21 protein-coding genes are annotated in these 18,147 nt (G+C 63.2%); 12 read left to right on the top strand and 9 right to left on the bottom strand.

Going from position 1 to position 18,147, the window contains the following annotated elements; all coding sequences use genetic code 11:
* The first annotated feature begins 92 nt into the window (after positions 1 to 92).
* Positions 93 to 566: a tripartite tricarboxylate transporter TctB family protein gene (locus tag AC1D1B_RS27690; RefSeq protein WP_477336206.1), complete on the top strand. Its 474-nt coding sequence runs from the start codon at positions 93 to 95 to the stop codon at positions 564 to 566.
* A gap of 9 nt (positions 567 to 575) precedes the next feature.
* Complete coding sequence (locus tag AC1D1B_RS27695) at positions 576 to 2,084, top strand: tripartite tricarboxylate transporter permease (RefSeq protein WP_477336208.1); 1,509 nt, start codon at positions 576 to 578, stop codon at positions 2,082 to 2,084.
* Here AC1D1B_RS27695 and nth read toward each other — a convergent pair.
* Positions 2,081 to 2,878, bottom strand: coding sequence for an endonuclease III (gene nth / locus AC1D1B_RS27700; RefSeq protein ID WP_477336210.1), 798 nt, complete (start codon positions 2,876 to 2,878; stop codon positions 2,081 to 2,083). The two genes, AC1D1B_RS27695 and nth, sit on opposite strands and share 4 nt — an antisense overlap.
* A 22-nt stretch (positions 2,879 to 2,900) precedes the next feature.
* Here nth and AC1D1B_RS27705 point away from each other — a divergent pair, with 22 nt between their 5' ends.
* The gene (locus AC1D1B_RS27705) at positions 2,901 to 3,392 is read left to right on the top strand and encodes a DUF2244 domain-containing protein (protein WP_477336212.1); all 492 of its coding nucleotides are present in this window, start codon (positions 2,901 to 2,903) and stop codon (positions 3,390 to 3,392) included.
* A gap of 294 nt (positions 3,393 to 3,686) precedes the next feature.
* On the opposite strand, the gene AC1D1B_RS27710 is transcribed toward AC1D1B_RS27705, so the two are convergent.
* Positions 3,687 to 4,502 (bottom strand): class I SAM-dependent methyltransferase, encoded by an 816-nt coding sequence (locus AC1D1B_RS27710; RefSeq protein ID WP_477336214.1) that lies wholly within the window; start codon positions 4,500 to 4,502, stop codon positions 3,687 to 3,689.
* A 131-nt stretch (positions 4,503 to 4,633) separates the two neighbouring features.
* Between AC1D1B_RS27710 and AC1D1B_RS27715 the strand changes: the two genes are divergently transcribed.
* The 4 genes from AC1D1B_RS27715 (at position 4,634) to AC1D1B_RS27730 (ending at position 8,769) form a co-directional block, all read left to right on the top strand.
* Complete coding sequence (locus AC1D1B_RS27715; protein WP_477336216.1) at positions 4,634 to 5,539, top strand: methylated-DNA--[protein]-cysteine S-methyltransferase; 906 nt, start codon at positions 4,634 to 4,636, stop codon at positions 5,537 to 5,539.
* A gap of 153 nt (positions 5,540 to 5,692) precedes the next feature.
* Positions 5,693 to 6,601 (top strand): ribokinase, encoded by a 909-nt coding sequence (locus AC1D1B_RS27720; RefSeq protein ID WP_477336218.1) that lies wholly within the window; start codon positions 5,693 to 5,695, stop codon positions 6,599 to 6,601.
* Positions 6,602 to 6,606: 5 nt separating this feature from the next.
* Positions 6,607 to 8,058, top strand: coding sequence for an amidase (locus tag AC1D1B_RS27725; RefSeq protein WP_477336220.1), 1,452 nt, complete (start codon positions 6,607 to 6,609; stop codon positions 8,056 to 8,058).
* Positions 8,059 to 8,154: 96 nt separating this feature from the next.
* The gene (locus tag AC1D1B_RS27730; protein ID WP_477336222.1) at positions 8,155 to 8,769 is read left to right on the top strand and encodes a LysE family translocator; all 615 of its coding nucleotides are present in this window, start codon (positions 8,155 to 8,157) and stop codon (positions 8,767 to 8,769) included.
* Between the two features lie 150 nt (positions 8,770 to 8,919).
* Here AC1D1B_RS27730 and AC1D1B_RS27735 read toward each other — a convergent pair whose 3' ends face one another.
* Positions 8,920 to 9,861: a nucleoside hydrolase gene (locus tag AC1D1B_RS27735; RefSeq protein ID WP_477336224.1), complete on the bottom strand. Its 942-nt coding sequence runs from the start codon at positions 9,859 to 9,861 to the stop codon at positions 8,920 to 8,922.
* A gap of 144 nt (positions 9,862 to 10,005) precedes the next feature.
* On the opposite strand from AC1D1B_RS27735, the gene AC1D1B_RS27740 reads away from it, so the two are divergent.
* Complete coding sequence (locus AC1D1B_RS27740; RefSeq protein WP_477336226.1) at positions 10,006 to 10,431, top strand: Hsp20 family protein; 426 nt, start codon at positions 10,006 to 10,008, stop codon at positions 10,429 to 10,431.
* 65 nt (positions 10,432 to 10,496) lie between these two features.
* Positions 10,497 to 10,754 (top strand): BQ00720 family protein, encoded by a 258-nt coding sequence (locus AC1D1B_RS27745; protein WP_023683072.1) that lies wholly within the window; start codon positions 10,497 to 10,499, stop codon positions 10,752 to 10,754.
* A 79-nt stretch (positions 10,755 to 10,833) separates the two neighbouring features.
* Here AC1D1B_RS27745 and ptsN read toward each other — a convergent pair whose 3' ends face one another.
* The 6 genes from ptsN to lptC form a co-directional block, all read right to left on the bottom strand.
* Complete coding sequence (gene ptsN, locus AC1D1B_RS27750) at positions 10,834 to 11,298, bottom strand: PTS IIA-like nitrogen regulatory protein PtsN (RefSeq protein ID WP_135898701.1); 465 nt, start codon at positions 11,296 to 11,298, stop codon at positions 10,834 to 10,836.
* 82 nt (positions 11,299 to 11,380) lie between these two features.
* Positions 11,381 to 11,965 (bottom strand): ribosome hibernation-promoting factor, HPF/YfiA family, encoded by a 585-nt coding sequence (gene hpf, locus AC1D1B_RS27755; protein ID WP_477336228.1) that lies wholly within the window; start codon positions 11,963 to 11,965, stop codon positions 11,381 to 11,383.
* A gap of 293 nt (positions 11,966 to 12,258) precedes the next feature.
* Positions 12,259 to 13,785 (bottom strand): RNA polymerase factor sigma-54, encoded by a 1,527-nt coding sequence (rpoN, locus tag AC1D1B_RS27760; RefSeq protein ID WP_477336230.1) that lies wholly within the window; start codon positions 13,783 to 13,785, stop codon positions 12,259 to 12,261.
* A gap of 215 nt (positions 13,786 to 14,000) precedes the next feature.
* Positions 14,001 to 14,819 (bottom strand): LPS export ABC transporter ATP-binding protein, encoded by an 819-nt coding sequence (lptB, locus tag AC1D1B_RS27765; protein ID WP_477336232.1) that lies wholly within the window; start codon positions 14,817 to 14,819, stop codon positions 14,001 to 14,003.
* Between the two features lie 2 nt (positions 14,820 to 14,821).
* Positions 14,822 to 15,415, bottom strand: coding sequence for an LptA/OstA family protein (locus tag AC1D1B_RS27770; RefSeq protein ID WP_477336234.1), 594 nt, complete (start codon positions 15,413 to 15,415; stop codon positions 14,822 to 14,824).
* Positions 15,402 to 16,115, bottom strand: coding sequence for an LPS export ABC transporter periplasmic protein LptC (lptC, locus tag AC1D1B_RS27775; RefSeq protein WP_477336236.1), 714 nt, complete (start codon positions 16,113 to 16,115; stop codon positions 15,402 to 15,404). Before lptC ends, AC1D1B_RS27770 begins: the two co-directional genes overlap by 14 nt.
* Positions 16,116 to 16,411: 296 nt before the next feature.
* Here lptC and sppA point away from each other — a divergent pair, with 296 nt between their 5' ends.
* The 3 genes from sppA to AC1D1B_RS27790 all read left to right on the top strand — a co-directional run bounded on the left by sppA (position 16,412) and on the right by AC1D1B_RS27790 (position 18,132).
* Positions 16,412 to 17,368, top strand: a complete 957-nt coding sequence (sppA, locus tag AC1D1B_RS27780; protein ID WP_477336238.1) for a signal peptide peptidase SppA — start codon at positions 16,412 to 16,414, stop codon at positions 17,366 to 17,368.
* Between the two features lie 80 nt (positions 17,369 to 17,448).
* Positions 17,449 to 17,733 carry an integration host factor subunit beta gene (locus AC1D1B_RS27785; protein ID WP_006200394.1) on the top strand — a complete coding sequence of 95 codons (285 nt, stop codon included), beginning with the start codon at positions 17,449 to 17,451 and terminating at the stop codon, positions 17,731 to 17,733.
* Positions 17,734 to 17,787: 54 nt separating this feature from the next.
* Positions 17,788 to 18,132 carry a DUF1049 domain-containing protein gene (locus AC1D1B_RS27790; RefSeq protein ID WP_477266866.1) on the top strand — a complete coding sequence of 115 codons (345 nt, stop codon included), beginning with the start codon at positions 17,788 to 17,790 and terminating at the stop codon, positions 18,130 to 18,132.
* Positions 18,133 to 18,147: the final 15 nt, after the last annotated feature.

Here is an 18,147-nt window from a genome sequence, read left to right on the forward strand (position 1 = left end):
GGCTTGAACGGGGCGCTTCTGGCGCCCCGTTTTTTTGCTTCGATCCGTTTTCGCATTTGCAACGGCAGGCCCCGAGGCCTGGGAGGACCGCCATGAAACCTTTCGCAATCGACAGGACAAACGGCCTGTGCGCCGCGCTGTTCATCTTTTTCGGCGCCTTTTTCGCAATACAATCGCTCGGCCTCGAAATCGGCACCGCCTTCCGCATGGGACCGGGTTATTTCCCGCTGGTGCTGGCGATCGTGCTGATCGTGCTCGGCGCCATCATCCTCGTCCAGGCCGTGCGCTTCGAGGGCGAACCGATCGGTCCCATCGCCTGGCGCGGCATGCTGTTCATCCTGCCGGCTCCGATCTTCTTCGGCCTGACGGTGCGCGGCCTCGGCTTCGTCCCGTCGATCTTCCTGACGGCGCTGATCGCCTCCTTTGCCAGCGCCCGTATGAAGCCGCTGACCGCGCTTTTGCTGTCGGCCGGCCTGACACTGTTCTCGGTCCTGGTCTTCAGCTACGCGCTCGGGCTGCCGTTCCAGCGCTTCGGCCCCTGGCTGCCCCAATGGCCGGCATTCTGAGGTGATGAGATGGACCTTCTCAAAAATCTCGAACTCGGCTTTTCGACGGCCACAACGCCGGCAAATCTCGGCTTCTGCCTGATCGGCGTCCTGCTCGGCACCCTGATCGGCGTCCTGCCCGGCATCGGCGCCACCGCAACCATCGCCATGCTGTTGCCGATCACCTTCCAGATTGGCGACCCGGTCTCCTCGCTGATCATGCTTGCCGGCATTTATTACGGCGCCCAGTATGGCGGCTCGACCACCGCCATTCTCATCAATATGCCCGGTGAATCCTCCTCGGCCGTCACCGCAATCGACGGCTACCAGATGGCCAAGAACGGCCGCGCCGGGGCAGCTCTGGCGATCGCCGCGATCGGCTCATTCTTCGCCGGCACGGTGTCGACCTTCCTGGTCGCCGTCTTTGCCCCGCCGCTGACGATGATAGCCCTGAAATTCGGCGCGGCGGAGTACTTCTCACTGATGATCGTCGGCCTCGTCTCGTCCATCGCGCTCGCCCATGGCTCGATCGTCAAGGCGCTGGCGATGGTCGTGCTCGGCCTGCTGCTCGGCATTGTCGGCACCGACATCTACACCGGCACGCCGCGCTTCACGCTCGGCATCCGCGAATATGCCGACGGGCTGAATTTCGTCGCGGTGGCGGTCGGCGTCTTCGGCGTCGCCGAGATCCTGCGCAACCTCGAAAACGAGCACGAGCGTTCGGTGCTGATCAAAAAGGTCTCCGGGCTGATGCCGACCCGCGACGACTTCAAGGCCATGGCAGCACCCATCGTGCGCGGCACCATTATCGGTTCGGCGCTCGGCATCCTGCCCGGCGGCGGCGCGGTGCTTGCCGCCTTTGCCTCCTACACGGTCGAAAAGCGTGTATCGAAACACCCCGAGGAGTTCGGCAAGGGCGCCATCGCCGGCGTCGCCGGACCGGAATCGGCCAACAATGCCGGCGCCCAGACCTCCTTCATTCCAATGCTGACGCTGGGCATTCCGGCCAACCCGGTGATGGCGCTGATGATCGGCGCCATGATCATCCAGGGCATCGTGCCCGGTCCCAATGTCGCGACCGAACAGCCGGCGCTGTTCTGGGGCATCATCGCCTCGATGTGGATCGGCAATCTGATGCTGATCGTGCTCAACCTGCCGCTGATCGGGCTGTGGGTGAAGCTGCTGACGATCCCCTATTATGTGCTGTTCCCGATCATCATGGCGTTCTGCTCGATCGGCGTTTACAGCGTCAACACCAACGCCTTCGACCTGCATGCCGTCGCCTTCTTCGGCCTGCTCGGCTACGTCCTGACCAAGCTGCGCTGCGAACCCGCGCCGCTGCTGCTCGGCTTCGTGCTCGGCCCGCTGCTCGAGGAAAATCTGCGTCGCGCCATGATCCTGTCGCGCGGCGATCCGAGCACCTTTGTGACGCGACCGATCAGCGCCGGCCTGCTACTCGTAGCGCTCGCCGTGCTCGTTGTCGTGTTCCTGCCATCGGTCAAGAAGAAGCGCGAAGAGGTGTTCGTGGAGGAGAACTAGATATCCGCTGGGCCGAGCGCCGCGATCTTCACCAGCGGCGCCGGCACATCGGTGGTCTTCTCCACCGCCTTGCAGATATCGGCGATGACGCAGGCCGGGCAATCCGGCTTGCGCGCCTTGCAGACATAGCGGCCATGCAGGATCAGCCAGTGATGCGCGTGGCGCATATATTCGTCCGGGATGATCCGCAGCAGCCCTTGCTCGACCTGTTCGGGCGTCTTGCCGGGTGCCAGGCCAAGCCGGTTGCCGATGCGGAAAATGTGGGTGTCGACCGCCATCGTGTGCTGGCCGAACGCCATGTTGAGCACGACATTGGCGGTCTTGCGTCCGACGCCGGGCAGCTTGACCAGCTCATCCCTGTCTCCAGGCACCTCACCGCCATAGTCGCGGATCAGCGCCTCTGAGAGCGCGACGACATTCTTGGCCTTGTTGCGCCAAAGCCCGATGGTTTTGATGTATTCGCCGACCCTGGCCTCGCCCAGCGCCAGCATCTTTTCAGGCGTGTCTGCGATCGTGAACAACGCCCGCGTCGCCTTGTTGACGCCGGCGTCGGTCGCCTGCGCCGACAGCACCACCGCCACCAGCAGCGTGAAAGCATTGACGTGCTCGAGTTCGCCCTTCGGCTCGGGCCGCTGCACCGAAAAGCGCCGAAATATCTCATGCACTTCGGCGGCGCTGTAGAGCGAGCTGGCCCTTGCCGGCCGCGGCCGCGGCTTGGCGTTCGAGCCGTCACGCCGACCGGGCAGCGGCTGATTTTTGGGCACGGAAGAATCTTTGGACTTGGGGCTCGCCATTTCCCTCCTATAATATCCCACCATGAGCGACACAAACGCCTCGTTTCAGGCTGACGAGCCCTTCTTTCACGCATTGCTGACTCCACACCGGTCGCTGGGCAGAACGGGTTTCCTGATCCTGATGGGCGCGTTGCTGTTCGGCTGGGTGGTGACCGGAGCGTTCTTCCTGTCGCGCGGCGCCTGGCCGGTCTTCGGCTTCTTCGGCCTCGACGTCATCGCGGTCTACATCGCCTTCCGCGTCAATTATCGCGCCGCCCGCGCCCGCGAGGAAGTGTCGGTGTCGCGCACCAGCCTCGACATCCGCAAGACCGCGCCCTCGGGAAAGTCGGAAGCGCATCGCTTCAACCCGTTCTGGGCGCGCTTTTCCGTCGCCCGCCATGCCGAGATCGGCATCACCAGGATGACGGTGGAAGCGCAGGGACAGAATGTGCCGATCGGGTCATTCCTGGACCCCGCCTCTCGCGAAAGTTTTGCCACGGCATTCTCACGCGCGCTGGCAAAAGCCAGATTGTGACTTGAACACGTAGCTATTTTTTGCTTCTATCGCTATTCAATAGTGATGGGGAAAAAGTCATGATCGATCGCTATACGAAAGTGGTTCTCACTTTTATTGGGGTCATGCTTGGCGTAATTTCAATTCAGCTGTCGTTGCGTGATGCCGTGGCTCAAAACAGGACATCAAGTCGAAATTGCGGGTGGTCGGCAAGCGAAGCATGTTTTGTTACCACTCAACCCCAAAGTGGTCTCTATTCGGAGAGCGACACAACTTCGGTAAGAGTCAGCAAATAAACGGCTTGAGGATCCCTATTCAGAACCGGTAGCGCAGAATCCTGCCGACCTTGCGCAGCGCTGGAATGTGTCTCCACAGCTCGATGAACAGTTTTGCGGACCAGCCCATGTGGGCGGTGCGTTCCGCGCTGTAGGCCGAGATATCATCGACAAACCGCAGCTTCGGAACGGCGCGCTCCAATTCGTGCGGGTCGTCGATCGCCCAGTGGACCTCGGCGCCCGTCGCCCTGATGGTCGGATTGAGGCGCAGCATCTTCAGGCCGAAGCGGCTGTAGGCGTCGAACATCAGCTCGCCGCCGGCAAGATGCGAGACGAGACGCGACAACAAGCGTGGCCCTTCCTCGGCCGGGAGATAGGGCGTCAGCCCTTCCATCACCACGACCGCCGGTCGATTGCGTGGCACTTGCGCCAGCCAGTCCGGATCGGTCACCGAAGAACTGACGAGGTGGTAGCGGTCGCGGGACGGGTAAAGCTTGCGCCGGAGCGCGATGACATCGGGATAGTCGACATCGAACCACTCCACGCCGTCGGGCGGATCGACGCGGAAGATGCGCGTGTCGAGCCCGCAGCCGAGATGCAGCACGATGGCGCCGGGATTTCTGGCGATGAAGTCCTGGACGCGCATGTCGAACGTCCTCGCCCGGATCGCCAGGCCGATGCCGAGATTGGTGTCGACCTTGAGGCGCGAAAAATCATAGTCGATCTTGCGTACCGCCTCGTCGGCGAAACGATCCCCAAGCAGTGAATGCTGCAACCGGCTCTCCAGCGCCTTGCCGTAGAGCGTCATCAGCAAGGTCTCTCTCGCCCCGGTCAGGTTTACCTTTTGGCCGGCCATCGGCATCTCCTGCTTCGCAGTCCACTGTCTATCTGGGCCAGCTTCTATCTGGGTTTGCGCCGCAACAAGGCAAGTTTCGGGTGGTTGCAAAGGGCGCAAAGAACGATATTCGCGGTCAAGGAGATATTGCCATGAACGCCCAGATGACCATGAATACGCAGATGAAACCGACAGCGATCCTGCAGAACGACATCACCCCGGAAGGCAGCGACTACGAGGTCGTTCGTCGCGCCATCGAGAAGATCAGCCTCGATTACCGCGACCAGCCCTCGCTGGAAGCCTTGGCCGCCGATGTCGGCGAGACGCCGACCGGGCTGCAGAAACTGTTCACCCGCTGGGCCGGCCTGTCGCCAAAGGCCTTCCTGCAGGCCGTCACCCTCGATCATGCGCGCAAGCTGCTCGATTCCGGCATGCCGCTGCTCGAAACATCGTTCGAGCTCGGAATGTCCGGCCCCGGCCGGCTGCACGATCTGTTCGTCACCCACGAAGCGATGTCGCCGGGCGACTACAAGACGCGCGGCGCCGGGCTGACCATCCGCTACGGCTACCACATCTCGCCCTTCGGCATTGCCCTGATCATGGTCACTGACCGCGGCCTTGCCGGCCTCGCCTTCAACGATCCGGGCGGTGAGCGGGCGGCCTTCGCCGACATGTCGGGCCGCTGGCCGAATGCCACCTATGTCGAGGACATGAGCGCCACCCAGCCCTATGCCGCGCGCATTTTCGATCCGACGCTGTGGCGCGCCGACCAGCCGCTGCGCGTGGTCATGATCGGCACCGACTTTCAGCTGCGTGTCTGGGACGCGCTGCTCAGGATCCCGATGGGCCGGGCCTGCACCTATTCCTCGATCGCCGCCGGCATTGGTGCGCCAACGGCCAGCCGGGCGGTGGGTGCGGCGGTCGGCGCCAACCCGTTGTCCTTTGTCGTGCCGTGCCACCGGGCAATCGGCAAGTCCGGCGCGCTGACCGGCTATCATTGGGGCCTGACACGCAAACGCGCCATCCTTGGCTGGGAAGCGGGCCAGACCGCTTCCTGAAGACAGCCCCGCATCAAACAACACCGGCGAAAACCCTTCGCCGGTGTTTTTCTTTTTGCGAGCCCTCGGAAATCGAGCAAAAGATCCGCACGCTCTGGCAAGCCGCCGGCTTACGGGTTAGCTTCCCGCGCATTCCCGCAGGAGGCCTTTTTCTTGATCATCGTTGTCGGCTCGATCAACCTCGACCTTATCGCCAATGTCGACCGCTTGCCTTCGCCGGGAGAGACGGTCCGCGGCTCCGGTTTCACCACCGCGCCCGGCGGCAAGGGCGCCAACCAGGCGCTGGCTGCTGCGCGCGCCGGCGCCAAGGTGCGCATGGTCGGTGCCGTCGGCAAGGACAACTTCGCCACCGATGCGCTCGCCCTGCTTGTGGCCGGCATGGTCGATCTCTCCGGCGTCGGCCAGAGCTTCGCCTCCACCGGCACGGCGCTGATCCTGGTCGGCGCCGACGGCGAGAATGTCATCGCCGTGGTTCCGGGCGCTAACGATTCGGTGCTGCCGGGCGATCTCGCCAAAGCCTTCCTTGGGAAGGGCGACGTCGTCCTGCTGCAGCACGAGATCCCGCTGCAGACCGTCGATGCAGCGCTTGACGCCGCACGTGCCGCCGGCGCGATCACCGTGCTCAACACCGCGCCCTTCCGCGGCGAGGCGGCTTCCTTTCTCGGCAAGGCCGACTATGCCGTTGCCAACGAAACCGAATTCGACCTTTACGGCGAGGCGCTGTCGCTGAAAGGCCGCGACCGGCCGGCGCGCATGCGCGACTTCGCCGGCAAGACCGGCCGCACCATCGTCGTCACACTCGGCGGCGACGGCGTGCTGGCCGCAACCCCGGACGATTTCCTGACCGTGCCGGCGCTCAAGATCACACCGGTCGACACGGTCGGCGCTGGCGACACTTTTTGCGGCTATCTCGCTGCCGGGCTGGCGTCCAACCTGCCTCTCGAACAGGCTCTCACCCGCGCCGCCGCCGCCGGCTCGCTGGCCTGCCTGAAGCCGGGCGCCCAGCCGGCCATCCCGTTGGCGGCGGACGTCAACGCCGCTCTGCAAAACAACGCCGGATAGCAGTCATGCGCCCCGCGACGAAACACGCCGTGCCGCCGGCCGGCGATATCTGCCGGACGTCCGCCATCGACCTTGCCGAGGCGATCCGGCGCCGCCGCCTGTCCGTGCGCGAGGTGGTCACCGCGTTCCTCGACCGCATCGACGCGGTGAATCCGCTGGTCAATGCCATCGTCTCATTGCGCGAGCGCGCAGACATTGTGCGCGAGGCCGACGCGGCGGACGCGCATCTGGCGCAGGGCAAGCCTGCCGGCTCCCTGTTCGGCCTGCCGATGGCGATCAAAGACCTCGCCATGACAAACGGCTTGAGGACCAGCTTCGGCTCGCCGATCTTTGCCGATTTCGTGCCGCAGGAAGACGATTTCTTCGTCGAGCGCATCCGCAATGCCGGCGCCATTATCATGGGCAAGACCAACGTTCCCGAATTCGGCCTCGGCTCCAACACCTACAACAACGTGTTCGGTCCGACGTTGAACGCTTTCGATCCGACGCTGACCGCCGGCGGCTCGAGCGGCGGCGCTGCGGTTGCCCTTGCGCTGGACATGGTTCCTGTCGCCGACGGCAGCGATTTCGGCGGCTCGCTGCGCAATCCGGCCGCCTGGAACAATGTCTACGGCTTCCGCCCGTCGCAGGGCCTTGTCCCCGGCGGACCGGACGTCGAGGTCTTTCATGCGCAGATGGGCGTCGACGGGCCGATGGGCCGCAGTGTGCGTGACATGGCGCTGCTGCTCGATGTGCAGGCGGGCTACCATCCGCACGCGCCACTGTCCTGGGAGAAACCCGGCTCGTTCCTCGAGGGCCTGGCCACGCCGGCAAAAGGTGGCCGCATCGGCTGGCTTGGCGATCTCAACGGCCATCTGCCTGTCGAGCCTGGCATCCTCGATCTGTGCGAATTCGCACTCGGACGCTTCGCGGAGGCATCCTTCGTGACCGAGCCCTTGCTGCCGGATGTCGATTTCGAAGCGCTGTGGCAGGCCTTCGTGACCCTGCGCCAGGCGACCGGCGGCTCGTCGCTCAAAATCCACTATGACGATCCACACAAACGGACCCTGCTGAAACCGGAAGCCATCTGGGAGGTGGAGAACGCCATGCGGCTGACGGCGCCGCAAATCCGCGCGGCCTCGGTCATCCGCACGTCCTGGCACCGGACGCTGCTGTCGCTGTTCGAGCGCTTCGACCTCATCGCTCTGCCGACGGCGCAGGTGTTCCCGTTCGAAGTCAGCATCCACTGGCCGCGTGAAGTCGCCGGACGGGCGATGGACAGCTACCACCGCTGGATGCAGGTGTCGGCCTTGGCCACGCTCGGCGGCTGCCCGGCGCTCAACGTGCCCGTCGGCTTCGACGCCAAGGGCAGGTCGATGGGCATGCAGCTGATCGGCCGGCCGCGCGGCGACCTCGCCGTGCTGCGTGCGGGCGCGGCCTATGAGGCGACGCTGCCATGGCAGGTCGGAGCCTCCTGACGCGAGGATTGCGGCACAGCGACCGGCTTGCACCGGCTTCGCCGTCATGCATTGATTGCAGCCAGCCGCTTCAGCGCTGTCTTGAGGAAATCCCCCATGTCTTTGGAACTCTACGCCGCCTATGTCCTTGCTTGCATCGTCATCATCCTGGTGCCCGGCCCGACGGTGACGCTGATCATCGCCAACAGCATCCGCCATGGCGCGCGCGCCGGACTTGCCAATGTCGCCGGCACGCAGGCCGGGCTTGCCGTCATGATCGCCATCGTCGGCATCGGCCTCAACACGCTGATCGCGGGCATGGGCCATTGGTTCGAATGGGTGCGCCTGATCGGCGCCGCCTATCTGATCTGGATGGGCGTGCAGATGTTTCGCGCCAAGGGCACGCTGAACGCCGACGGCACGGCCAGGAAACCGCGCGGCGGCTTCTTCCTGCAGGGCCTGCTGGTGGCGCTGAGCAATCCCAAGACGCTGGTCTTCTTCGGCGCCTTCTTCCCGCAGTTCATCGCCCCGCAGGGCAACTACACGCTGCAGATCGTCGTCATGGGCCTGACCGCCATGATCTTCGCCGCCGTCTCGGATTCGACCTATGCGCTCGCCGCCAGCCGCGCCGGGCGCCTGCTCTCGGCCAGCCGCATCAAGCTGATGTCCAGGATCAGCGGCAGTTTTTTGGTCGGCGGCGGCCTGTGGCTGGCTTTTTCCAAGGCGAAGTAAGCACCCTTCCCTCGCCCCGTTTACGGGGAGAGGGTGGTCGCGAAGCGATCGGGTGAGGGGCAGCGCCGGGTTGGAAGCAAATCTCAACGTTGGCGCCGCCCCTCATCCGCCTGCCGGCACCTTCTCCCGTAAACGGGGAGAAGGAAGCTTCTAAAGCCGCGCCAACCTCTCAACCAGCAGCGCGAAAAACGCGTCATGGTCGATGTCGCGCATTACCATGGCGTTCTTCGGCCGCTTGGTCACGCCCCACCAGTCGATCACGGTCATGCCCATGGTGAGCTCGGAGGCCGTTTCCACGGTGACGTTGCAGTTGCGGCCCTTGAACAAATCCGGCTTCAAGAGATAGGCGATGACGCACGGGTCGTGCAGCGGACCGCCATCGGTGCCGTATTTCTCCTCGTCGAAGCGTTCGAAGAATTCCAGCATCTCGGCCGTCGCGGTGCCGACCCTGGTGCCGAGCTGGCGGATGGCCTGCGTGCGCTTGGCCGTGGTCAGCGCCTTGTGGGTGACGTCGAGCGGCATCATGACGATCGGAATGCCCGATTTGAACACCAGATCGGCGGCCTGCGGGTCGACATAGATGTTGAACTCGGCGGTCGGCGTGACATTGCCACCCTCAAAGAAACCGCCGCCCATCAGCACGATTTCCTTGATGCGCGGTGCGATCTTTGGTTCGCGGATCAGCGCCAGCGCGACATTGGTGAGCGGACCGAGTGCGCACAGCGTGATCGTGCCGGCCTCTTCCTTCATCAGCGTCTCGACGATGAAATCGACCGCATACTGGCCCTGTAGCTTCATCTTCGGATCGGGCAGTTGCGGGCCGTTGAGGCCGGTCTTGCCATGCACTTCCTCGGCGGTGACGAGTTCGCGCGCCAGCGGGCGGATGGCGCCGGCATAGACCTTGATATCGGGCCGGCCGGCCAGTTCGCAGATTTTTCTGGCGTTCTTTTCGGTCAATTTCAGCGGCACGTTGCCGGCAACAGCGGAGATGCCGACGATCTCGAGTTCGGCGCTGCCGAGCGCCAGCAATATGGCGACGGCATCATCCTGGCCGGGATCCGTGTCGATGATGATCTTGCGGGTCTGGGGCATTTCATTTCCTTATGCGGGGGAGTCTTTTTGGCGGGGGTTTTAGACGGCTTGAACTTGGCCGCGGCGCGGACCATATCAAGACCATCGGGAAAAATGCCATCCGGGTTTTTCCACTTTATGTCGCTCCAAAGAGGACAGTGTAACATGAGCCGAATGACGCCCTTCTCCAGCCCGCTTCTCCTGGGTTTCGATGCCATGGAAAAGACCTTGGAACGATTGGCGAAATCCGGTGACAGCTATCCTCCCTACAACATCGAGCGCCTCGGCGGTGCCGACGGCAACGCCGAAAGGCTGCGCATTACGCTCGCTGTCGCGGGATTCGCCGAAAGCGATCTCGATGTTACCACGGAGGAAAACCAGCTGGTCGTGCGCGGCCGTCAGACCGACGACACCGAGCGCGAATTCCTCCATCGCGGCATTGCCGCGCGCCAGTTCCAGCGCTGTTTCGTGCTGGCCGACGGCATGCGGGTGATCGCAGCGGAACTGAAGAACGGCCTTTTGTCGATCGATCTCGATCGGCCGGAGTCCGAACGGCTGGTACGGAAAATAAATATATCGGTGAAAGACTGATCTTTACCGATGGCTCTCATGCGGGATGGCCCTGAGCGGCGTCCGCGCGCCAAGGAGGCTTTGAAATGACCAGAACTGACGAAACCATCACCATGACTAGCGGCGAATTCGCCCATCTCGGCGAAGGCTCGGTCGCTTACCTCCGCAAGGTCTCAAGCGACGAACTGCTCGGCCGCTTCCCCAATCTCGGCGAAATCGCGCCCGGAATGGTCCTGTGGGCCCTGTTTGCCGCCAACGGCCAGCCGATCCTGCTTTCGGATGCGAAAGACCGGGCTCTGGCCGGCGCCATGGAAAACGACCTGACGACTGTCGCCATCCACTAACGCGATAGCGGTTTGGTCAGTCGCTGAAATGACGAGGGCCGCCCATGGCGGCCCCTGCAAGACTTAATCCAACAAAACTTTAGGCCGCGTGCGAGGCCTGTGTGTCCGACAGCAGGGCGTGGATGGCGACCGCATCGCGCGTACCCCTGATCTTGGCGACCGTATCGGCGTCGCGGAGCACCCTGGCAATGCGCGACAGCGCCTTGAGGTGATCGGCGCCGGCGCCTTCCGGGGCCAGCAGCAAAAACACCAGATCGACCGGCTGGTCGTCCAGCGCCTCGAAATCGACCGGCGTCTCCAGCCTGGCAAAGACGCCGGCGATGCGCTTCACCCCGGCGAGCTTGCCATGCGGAATGGCGATGCCGTTGCCGACGCCGGTGGAGCCCAGCCGTTCGCGCTGCAGGATGGTGTCGAACACTTCGCGCTCCGGAATACCGGAAATCGCCGCCGCTCTCTCGGACAGCAATTGCAGAAGCTGCTTTTTGGAGTTCGCCTTCAACGCCGGCAAGATCGCCGGAACGTTGATAAGATCGCTCAGATCCATGCTTGAAAATCCCTTATTCGCCTGCCGTCGCCAGTCCTCGCCCCTCGCGCGGCTGGCTATTATCTCTGTGCGACTGTTGTCGTCACGCTTGTGCGACTTTGGTCGTGGACGGGTCGATCCAGCCGATATTTCCGTCCGGCCGCCGATAGACGATGTTGAGGTGGTCGTTTCCAGCGTTGCGGAAGACGAAGACCGGGCTCTCCTTGGTGTCGAGCTCGATGACTGCCGACGCCACCGACATGGTCTGCAGCGTCATGGTTGATTCGGCGACGATGGCCGGGGCGAAATCCTCCGGAAACTCCTCATCGTCGTCGGCAAGCGGAGCCATCACCGTATAGGCTATGTCGGTGATCTCGCCGTTGCCACTGCCTGAATTGTGCGATTTCAGACGGCGCTTGTAGCGTCGAAGCCGGGTTTCGAGTCGATCCGCCGCCGCCTCAAAGGCAAGCGTTGGATCCTGGGCATCGCCGGTCGCCTGCAGCGAAGCGCCGGAATCCAGCCTGATCATGCAATCGGCCGAATAGCGCGACCCCGATTTGATGACGGTGACATGCCCTGAAAAACCGCGATCGAAATATTTTCCGATCGCTTCGCCGACACGATCGGTGATGCGCGTACGAAACGCATCACCGATATCCATGTGCTTTCCCGATATGCGCAGCTTCATCTGAAAACTGACCTTCCTTGCTCAGGCTTCAAACTGGCCAGAGTTTATACTCGTGGTCCGTGCGCACAAGCTTTGCGGCGTCAACTCGCGCCGATTTTAGATCCGAACTTTCCGGTTGATCACAATCCGCCTTCTTGGCCGTCCCGTGGCCTTCATCGTGACGGACCATCCGCATGCGGGCCGCAAGCCCATCTCATGCGGGCGGGCTTCTAGACACTTCATTGCGGCTTGTCAATGAAGGTCCAAAGTTGTGGAAATCCCGCCATAGCAAAAGCCCTGCCGGGCAAGCAGAACTAGCGCCCGGCGCTGGCCAAAGCGCGCTTTTCACGCCGCCGCTGCACCGATGAGGGAATGTTCATGCCCTCCCGGTACTTGGCCACGGTGCGCCTGGCAATATCGACGCCGCTCTCCTTCAACATGTCGACGATGGCGTCATCGGACAGCACGTCGGCGGGCTTTTCCTCGTCAATCAGCTGCTTGATGCGGTCGCGCACCGCTTCCGAGGAATGCGCGTCGCCCCCGCCTGACGCCGCGATCGAGGCGGTGAAGAAATAGCGCAGCTCGAACACACCGCGCGGCGTCAGCATGTATTTGTTGGCCGTCACCCGGCTGACGGTCGATTCGTGCATGCCGATGGCGTCGGCCACCGTGCGCAGGTTGAGCGGCCTGAGGTGGCGGACGCCGTGGACGAGAAACGCATCCTGCTGGCGCACGATTTCCGACGCCACTTTCAGGATCGTCTTTGCCCGCTGGTCGAGGCTGCGTGTCAGCCAGTTGGCGTTCTGCAGGCATTCGGCCAGGAAATCCTTCTCCGCCTGGTTCTTCGCCTGCGGCGAGACCTGGGCGAAATAGATGTGGTCGACCAGCACGCGCGGCAGCGTTTCGGCATTGAGCTCGACCGTCCAGCTGCCGTCATTGGCCGCCCGCACCTCGACATCGGCGACGATGGCGTCGCTGGTGCCGCCCGAAAACGCCGTGCCCGGGCGCGGATCGAGCGCGCGGATTTCGGCCAGCATGTCGAGGAGATCCTCCTCGTCGACCCCGCAAAGCCGCTTCAGCGTCTGGAAATCGCGCCGCGCCAGGAGTTCGAGGTTGCCGACCAGCGTCTTCATCGCCGGATCGAGCCGATCGCGCACGGCAAGCTGCAGCGACAGGCATTCGGCAAGGTCGCGCGCAAACAGGCCGACCGGCTCGAATGTCTGGCAGGCCGCCAGCACCTTGGCCACCATGGCCTGATCGGCGCCGAGCCGTTTCGCGATCTCGGCCGGATCGGCGCGCAGATAGCCGGCCTCGTCCAGGCCATCGGCCAGTTCGCTGGCAATCAGCCTTGCGGCCGGATCGGCGAAGGCAAGCGCGATCTGCTCGCCGACATGCTGGCGGAGCGTGATGGCCGCGGCGGCCATGTCGCCGACGTCGAAGCCTTCGGACGAGCCGGACGAGCCATTGCCGGTGGCCGACTTCCACTGCGCCGTCAGGTCGGGACCGAGCCGCTCGCGGGTGCCGGGATCGTCGGGAAACAGGTTTTCCAGTGAGCTGTCGAGCTTGTCCGAGATCGCTTCGGCGCTCCAGACCGTCTCACTCTCGAACCAGTCGCCATCGGCGGCAGGCTCAGGCGCGGTATCGGCCTTCTGCACCTGGTCGCTTGCGGCATCATCCTGGGGCTCGGCGCGCTCCAGCAACGGATTGCGCTCGATCTCGTCGTCGATGAAATGGTCGAGCTCGATATGGGTGAGCTGCAGCAGCCTGATCGACTGCATCAGCTGCGGCGTCATCACCAGCGACTGGGATTGTCGTAGCTGTAATTTCGCCGCCAGCGCCATGGTTCGGTTTCAAACGCCCTTCTACACCCGGAAGCCTACACATCAGAAGCTGCCGGAAAATGAATTTTTCCGACCTTCCATAGAAACTGGCCCGGCTTTTGCTTGTCAAGGCGAATGGCGGCAAAAGAGGCCTACCGTCGCATTATCTCACGCAAAATCGGAGAAAAAAGGCCCGGCGGGGCGGCAAAAGTAGTGTCAGGAAACAAATTTCACGCTCAGAGCGTAAAACCCTCACCGAGGTAAAGCCGCCGCACATCGGGGTTCGCCACCACTTCGTCGGCGCGACCATGCGTCAGCACCTGGCCGGCATGGATGATGTAGGCGCGGTCGATCAGGCCGAGCGTTTCGCGGACATTGTGGTCGGTGATGAGCACGCCGATGCCGCGCGCCGTCAGATGGCGCACCAGCTGCTGGATGTCGGCGACGGCAATCGGGTCGATGCCGGCGAAAGGCTCGTCGAGCAGCATGTAGGCCGGCCGCGTCGCGAGAGCCCGGGCGATCTCCAGCCGCCGCCGCTCGCCGCCGGACAGCGACATCGACGGCGACTTGCGCAAATGGCTGATGTGGAATTCCTCGAGCAGTTCGTCGAGACTGCGCTCGCGCACCTTGCGGTCCTTCTCGACCACTTCGAGCACGGCGCGGATGTTCTGCTCGACATTCAGGCCGCGGAAGATCGAGGCTTCCTGCGGCAAATAGCCGATGCCGAGGCGGGCGCGGCGATACATCGGCATCGAGGTGACGTCGAAACCGTCGATCTCGATCGTGCCTTCGTCGACCGGCACCAGACCGGTGACCATGTAGAAACAGGTGGTCTTGCCGGCGCCGTTCGGGCCCAGCAGCCCGACAGCCTCGCCGGCGCGCACGCCGATGGTGACGCCACTGACCACCTTGCGACCCTTGTAGCTCTTGGTCAGACCCTTGGCGATCAGGGTGCCCTTGAACTTCGCGGAATCGACGGTGACTGTGTCAGGTGTAGCAACTTTGCTGGCTGCCCGTCCCGGAAGACGGGTCAGCCACGACGATACGCCGGCCATTACTATTTCGGCGCCTCGGATTTCGGCGCCTCGGATTTCGGCGGAGGCGTCATCGACATGATGACGCGCCCGCCGCAGCCATCAACCTGAGCCAGGCCGCTCTTCATCTGCACGGTGAGCTTGCAGCCCTTGAGCACGTTGGGGCCCTGCGACAGCACGACCTCCTTGCCCGACAGGACAAGCACCTGCGTCTTCATGTCGAACGTGGCGTTGTCGCCAGTGGCGATCTGGTCATTGGACTTGATGTAGACTTTGTTCTTGACCACCAGGTGGTCGATGTTGGCCGAACCGGTCATCGCCGACGCCCCGGCCGCCGCGCCCTTGGCGGCATTGGGGTCCTTGACGTAGTAAACCTCCATGCTGCCGGCCTTGAGCAGCGTCGGCCCTTGCGTGACGGTGACATTGCCGCTGAACAGCGCCATGCTGTCGGCCTGGCGGACCTCCAGCTTATCGCTCTCGATCTGGATCGGCTGGTCGCCCGACAGTTTGAGCCCGGATTGGCTGCTGGCGCTGGACTGAGCCCAGGACGGCGCCATACCCAGCAACAGCAAGGCCGAAGCTGCGGCGACAAGCCGTGCCGAATTACTGGGACGCATTCGATTCTCCGCTCTTTGCCTCTGCCGCCTTCATAGTGGCCGGATCGATGTGAACGCTTACCTTGTTCTCGAAAACGACAACCTTGCCATTGTCCTCGACCGCCATCGAACCCGCCGTGATCCGCGAGCCGTTACGGCTGACATCGACCGGATCACCTGTCTTCATAGAGCCTTTGCCCATGTCGAGGAAGACCGATTTGAAGATGGCAGCGACGCCGTCGGTGGTGGTGACGGTGACGTCGCTGGTCATGTCCATCGTGTTGGCGCTGCGGTTATAGATGCCGCGCTTGGCGTCCACGGTCGCCACATTGTCGGCCGTCAGCGGCAACTTGGCATGGATGCCTTCGAGTTCGATGATGTCCTGCTTGCCGACGTCCTGGATGGCGCGCAAGGCCGTCAGCGAATAGGGCAGCTTACCCTTGGTGAAACCGTTGAGCTTCGGATTGGCCATCACCAGCTTGCCATCCGCGAAAGCGGTGCCGTCTGCCTGTATCGAAATGTTGATCGGCGCCGCGAGATAGGAATAGACCGGAAACGCGACCGCGATCCCGGCGGCAAGCACCGGCACTGCAAACTTCAGCACGCGCACGCGGCGCGAATGGCGCTGGGCGCGGTCGAAGGCATCCCCGCGCGTGCCCGTTGGCGCCGTGGGCGCCAAGGCCGCATCGGCGTTGGTCGTTTCGTTCGATCGCGCTAGCATGACTGTCTTCTAATAAACCCTTGTCCGCCAAAACACCTGCTATAGGTGGGTTGCCGGCCCCCGCAAGCAAGCACAAGCGGAGGAAAACCGCAAAAATGTGACGGCCGTTGTTTTTGCAAACGGAAATCAGGCGACACAATTTCGGCACTTCATAGCAGAAACGAAGGCGCCGCGTCATTTTTTCCTGAAATGCCTCGGTCGTGAAGGTCGCTTCGTCGCAGGCCCATCAGGAAGAGGTAGCCGGGCGCGGACGCTTGCTTTAAAAGCATCGCTTCCCACCGACTATGAGGCAGACCATGGCACTGAGAGCCGACGACCTGATCGACCGCCGCCGCTTGCGACGCAAGCTGACCTTCTGGCGCGGCGTCGCCGTCGCCATCGTGGCGCTCGGGGTGATTGCGCTTGCAAGCTGGTTCTATGGCGAAGACCTCGGCGGCTCCTCGGCCAACCATATCGCCAAGGTCCGGATCGAAGGCACCATCACCGAGGACGAGGAGCTGATCAAGCGGCTGGAGACCATCCGCACGTCCTCGCAGGTCAAGGGCGTCATCCTGGCCATCGATTCACCCGGCGGCACCACGGTCGGCGGCGAATCGATCTACGAAGAGGTGCGCAAGCTCGCCGCCGACAAGCCGGTGGTGGCCGAGGTCGGCACGCTGGCCGCATCGGCCGGCTACATGATCGCCAGCGCCAGCGACCACATCGTCGCCCGCAAGACCTCGATCGTCGGTTCGATCGGCGTGCTGATCCAGTATCCCGATGTCAGTGGCCTGATGGACAAGGTCGGCATCAAGCTCGAGGAAGTGAAATCCTCGCCGCTGAAGGCCGCGCCCTCGCCCTTCAAGCCGACCAATGACGATGAGCGCGCCATGGTCCGCAAGCTTATCCTCGACAGCTACGACTGGTTCGTCGGCATTGTCGCCGAGCGCCGCAAGATGACCCGCGAGCAGGCACTCGCCCTGGCCGACGGTTCGATCTTCACCGGCCGCCAAGGCCTCGCCAACGGTCTGATCGACGCTGTCGGCGGCGAAAGCGTGGCGATCGACTGGCTGGCAACCAAGGGTGTCGACGCCAAGCTCAAGGTGGTGGAATGGAAAGACACCGAGCGGCGTGGCGGCTTCCTGTTCTCGAAGGCAATAGCGCGCAGCGTCGGCGGCGCGCTCGGCCTGTCGGACGCCGGCAGCGACGTTCTTCACGAAATTGGCGCCGATCGCTTGTTTCTTGACGGTCTCGTTTCCGTCTGGCACCCTTGACCTGCCGTTTGGGGCGAGTGAAAAAGCAAATAAAATCATCCTGATAATTTGACCGCAGCGCTTTCACGGGGACCTTTCTGATGATCAAATCCGAGCTTGTGCAGATCATTGCCACGCGCAACCCGCATCTTTTCCTGCGCGACGTCGAAAACATCGTGGGGGCGATATTCGACGAGATCACTGATGCCCTTGCCGAAGGCAACCGGGTGGAGTTGCGCGGCTTCGGCGCTTTTTCGGTGAAAAACCGCCCTGCCCGGACCGGCCGCAACCCGCGCACCGGCGAATCCGTCGAGGTCGAGGAGAAGTGGGTGCCGTTCTTCAAGACCGGCAAGGAATTGCGTGAAAGGCTGAACGGCGGCAAATAAGCGCGGACTTGACGCGTCGGCCTTCTCAAGGCCTGCCCTCCCCAAGGAATCTCTATGTTCAACCGCTTCATACTTATCGTGGTCTTCGTGCCGCTGGCCGTCATCCTGATTGCGCTGGCCGTCGCCAACCGCGAACTGGTCGCCTTCACGCTCGACCCGTTCAACCCCGGCAACCCGAAGCTGACGCTGAACTTGCCGCTGTTCATCTTCCTGTTCGTGGCGCTCGCCATCGGCATGGTCGTCGGCAGCCTGGCGACCTGGGTCAAGCAGGGCCGCTACCGCAAGCTGGCGCGCCAGCGCGGTGTCGAGGCCGAGAATTTGCGCCAGGCGGTCAGCCGCGTGCCGGCCGCGCCGCAAGGCTCAGGCCAGGGGACGGCGCTGCCGAAGCCAACGGCCTGAGCCGGCGCCTTTATC

This window comes from Mesorhizobium sp. P2_C5_2 (assembly GCF_056404535.1).

Excerpts from the sequence above, each read along its gene's own strand:
- AC1D1B_RS27690 (WP_477336206.1), top strand. The coding sequence starts at position 93 with ATGAAACCTTTCGCAATCGACAGGACAAACGGCCTGTGCGCCGCGCTG.
- AC1D1B_RS27695 (WP_477336208.1), top strand. The coding sequence starts at position 576 with ATGGACCTTCTCAAAAATCTCGAACTCGGCTTTTCGACGGCCACAACG.
- nth (WP_477336210.1), bottom strand. The coding sequence starts at position 2,878 with ATGGCGAGCCCCAAGTCCAAAGATTCTTCCGTGCCCAAAAATCAGCCG.
- AC1D1B_RS27705 (WP_477336212.1), top strand. The coding sequence starts at position 2,901 with ATGAGCGACACAAACGCCTCGTTTCAGGCTGACGAGCCCTTCTTTCAC.
- AC1D1B_RS27710 (WP_477336214.1), bottom strand. The coding sequence starts at position 4,502 with ATGGCCGGCCAAAAGGTAAACCTGACCGGGGCGAGAGAGACCTTGCTG.
- AC1D1B_RS27715 (WP_477336216.1), top strand. The coding sequence starts at position 4,634 with ATGAACGCCCAGATGACCATGAATACGCAGATGAAACCGACAGCGATC.
- AC1D1B_RS27725 (WP_477336220.1), top strand. The coding sequence starts at position 6,607 with ATGCGCCCCGCGACGAAACACGCCGTGCCGCCGGCCGGCGATATCTGC.
- AC1D1B_RS27730 (WP_477336222.1), top strand. The coding sequence starts at position 8,155 with ATGTCTTTGGAACTCTACGCCGCCTATGTCCTTGCTTGCATCGTCATC.
- AC1D1B_RS27735 (WP_477336224.1), bottom strand. The coding sequence starts at position 9,861 with ATGCCCCAGACCCGCAAGATCATCATCGACACGGATCCCGGCCAGGAT.
- AC1D1B_RS27740 (WP_477336226.1), top strand. The coding sequence starts at position 10,006 with ATGAGCCGAATGACGCCCTTCTCCAGCCCGCTTCTCCTGGGTTTCGAT.
- AC1D1B_RS27745 (WP_023683072.1), top strand. The coding sequence starts at position 10,497 with ATGACCAGAACTGACGAAACCATCACCATGACTAGCGGCGAATTCGCC.
- ptsN (WP_135898701.1), bottom strand. The coding sequence starts at position 11,298 with ATGGATCTGAGCGATCTTATCAACGTTCCGGCGATCTTGCCGGCGTTG.
- hpf (WP_477336228.1), bottom strand. The coding sequence starts at position 11,965 with ATGAAGCTGCGCATATCGGGAAAGCACATGGATATCGGTGATGCGTTT.
- rpoN (WP_477336230.1), bottom strand. The coding sequence starts at position 13,785 with ATGGCGCTGGCGGCGAAATTACAGCTACGACAATCCCAGTCGCTGGTG.
- lptB (WP_477336232.1), bottom strand. The coding sequence starts at position 14,819 with ATGGCCGGCGTATCGTCGTGGCTGACCCGTCTTCCGGGACGGGCAGCC.
- AC1D1B_RS27770 (WP_477336234.1), bottom strand. The coding sequence starts at position 15,415 with ATGCGTCCCAGTAATTCGGCACGGCTTGTCGCCGCAGCTTCGGCCTTG.
- lptC (WP_477336236.1), bottom strand. The coding sequence starts at position 16,115 with ATGCTAGCGCGATCGAACGAAACGACCAACGCCGATGCGGCCTTGGCG.
- sppA (WP_477336238.1), top strand. The coding sequence starts at position 16,412 with ATGGCACTGAGAGCCGACGACCTGATCGACCGCCGCCGCTTGCGACGC.
- AC1D1B_RS27785 (WP_006200394.1), top strand. The coding sequence starts at position 17,449 with ATGATCAAATCCGAGCTTGTGCAGATCATTGCCACGCGCAACCCGCAT.
- AC1D1B_RS27790 (WP_477266866.1), top strand. The coding sequence starts at position 17,788 with ATGTTCAACCGCTTCATACTTATCGTGGTCTTCGTGCCGCTGGCCGTC.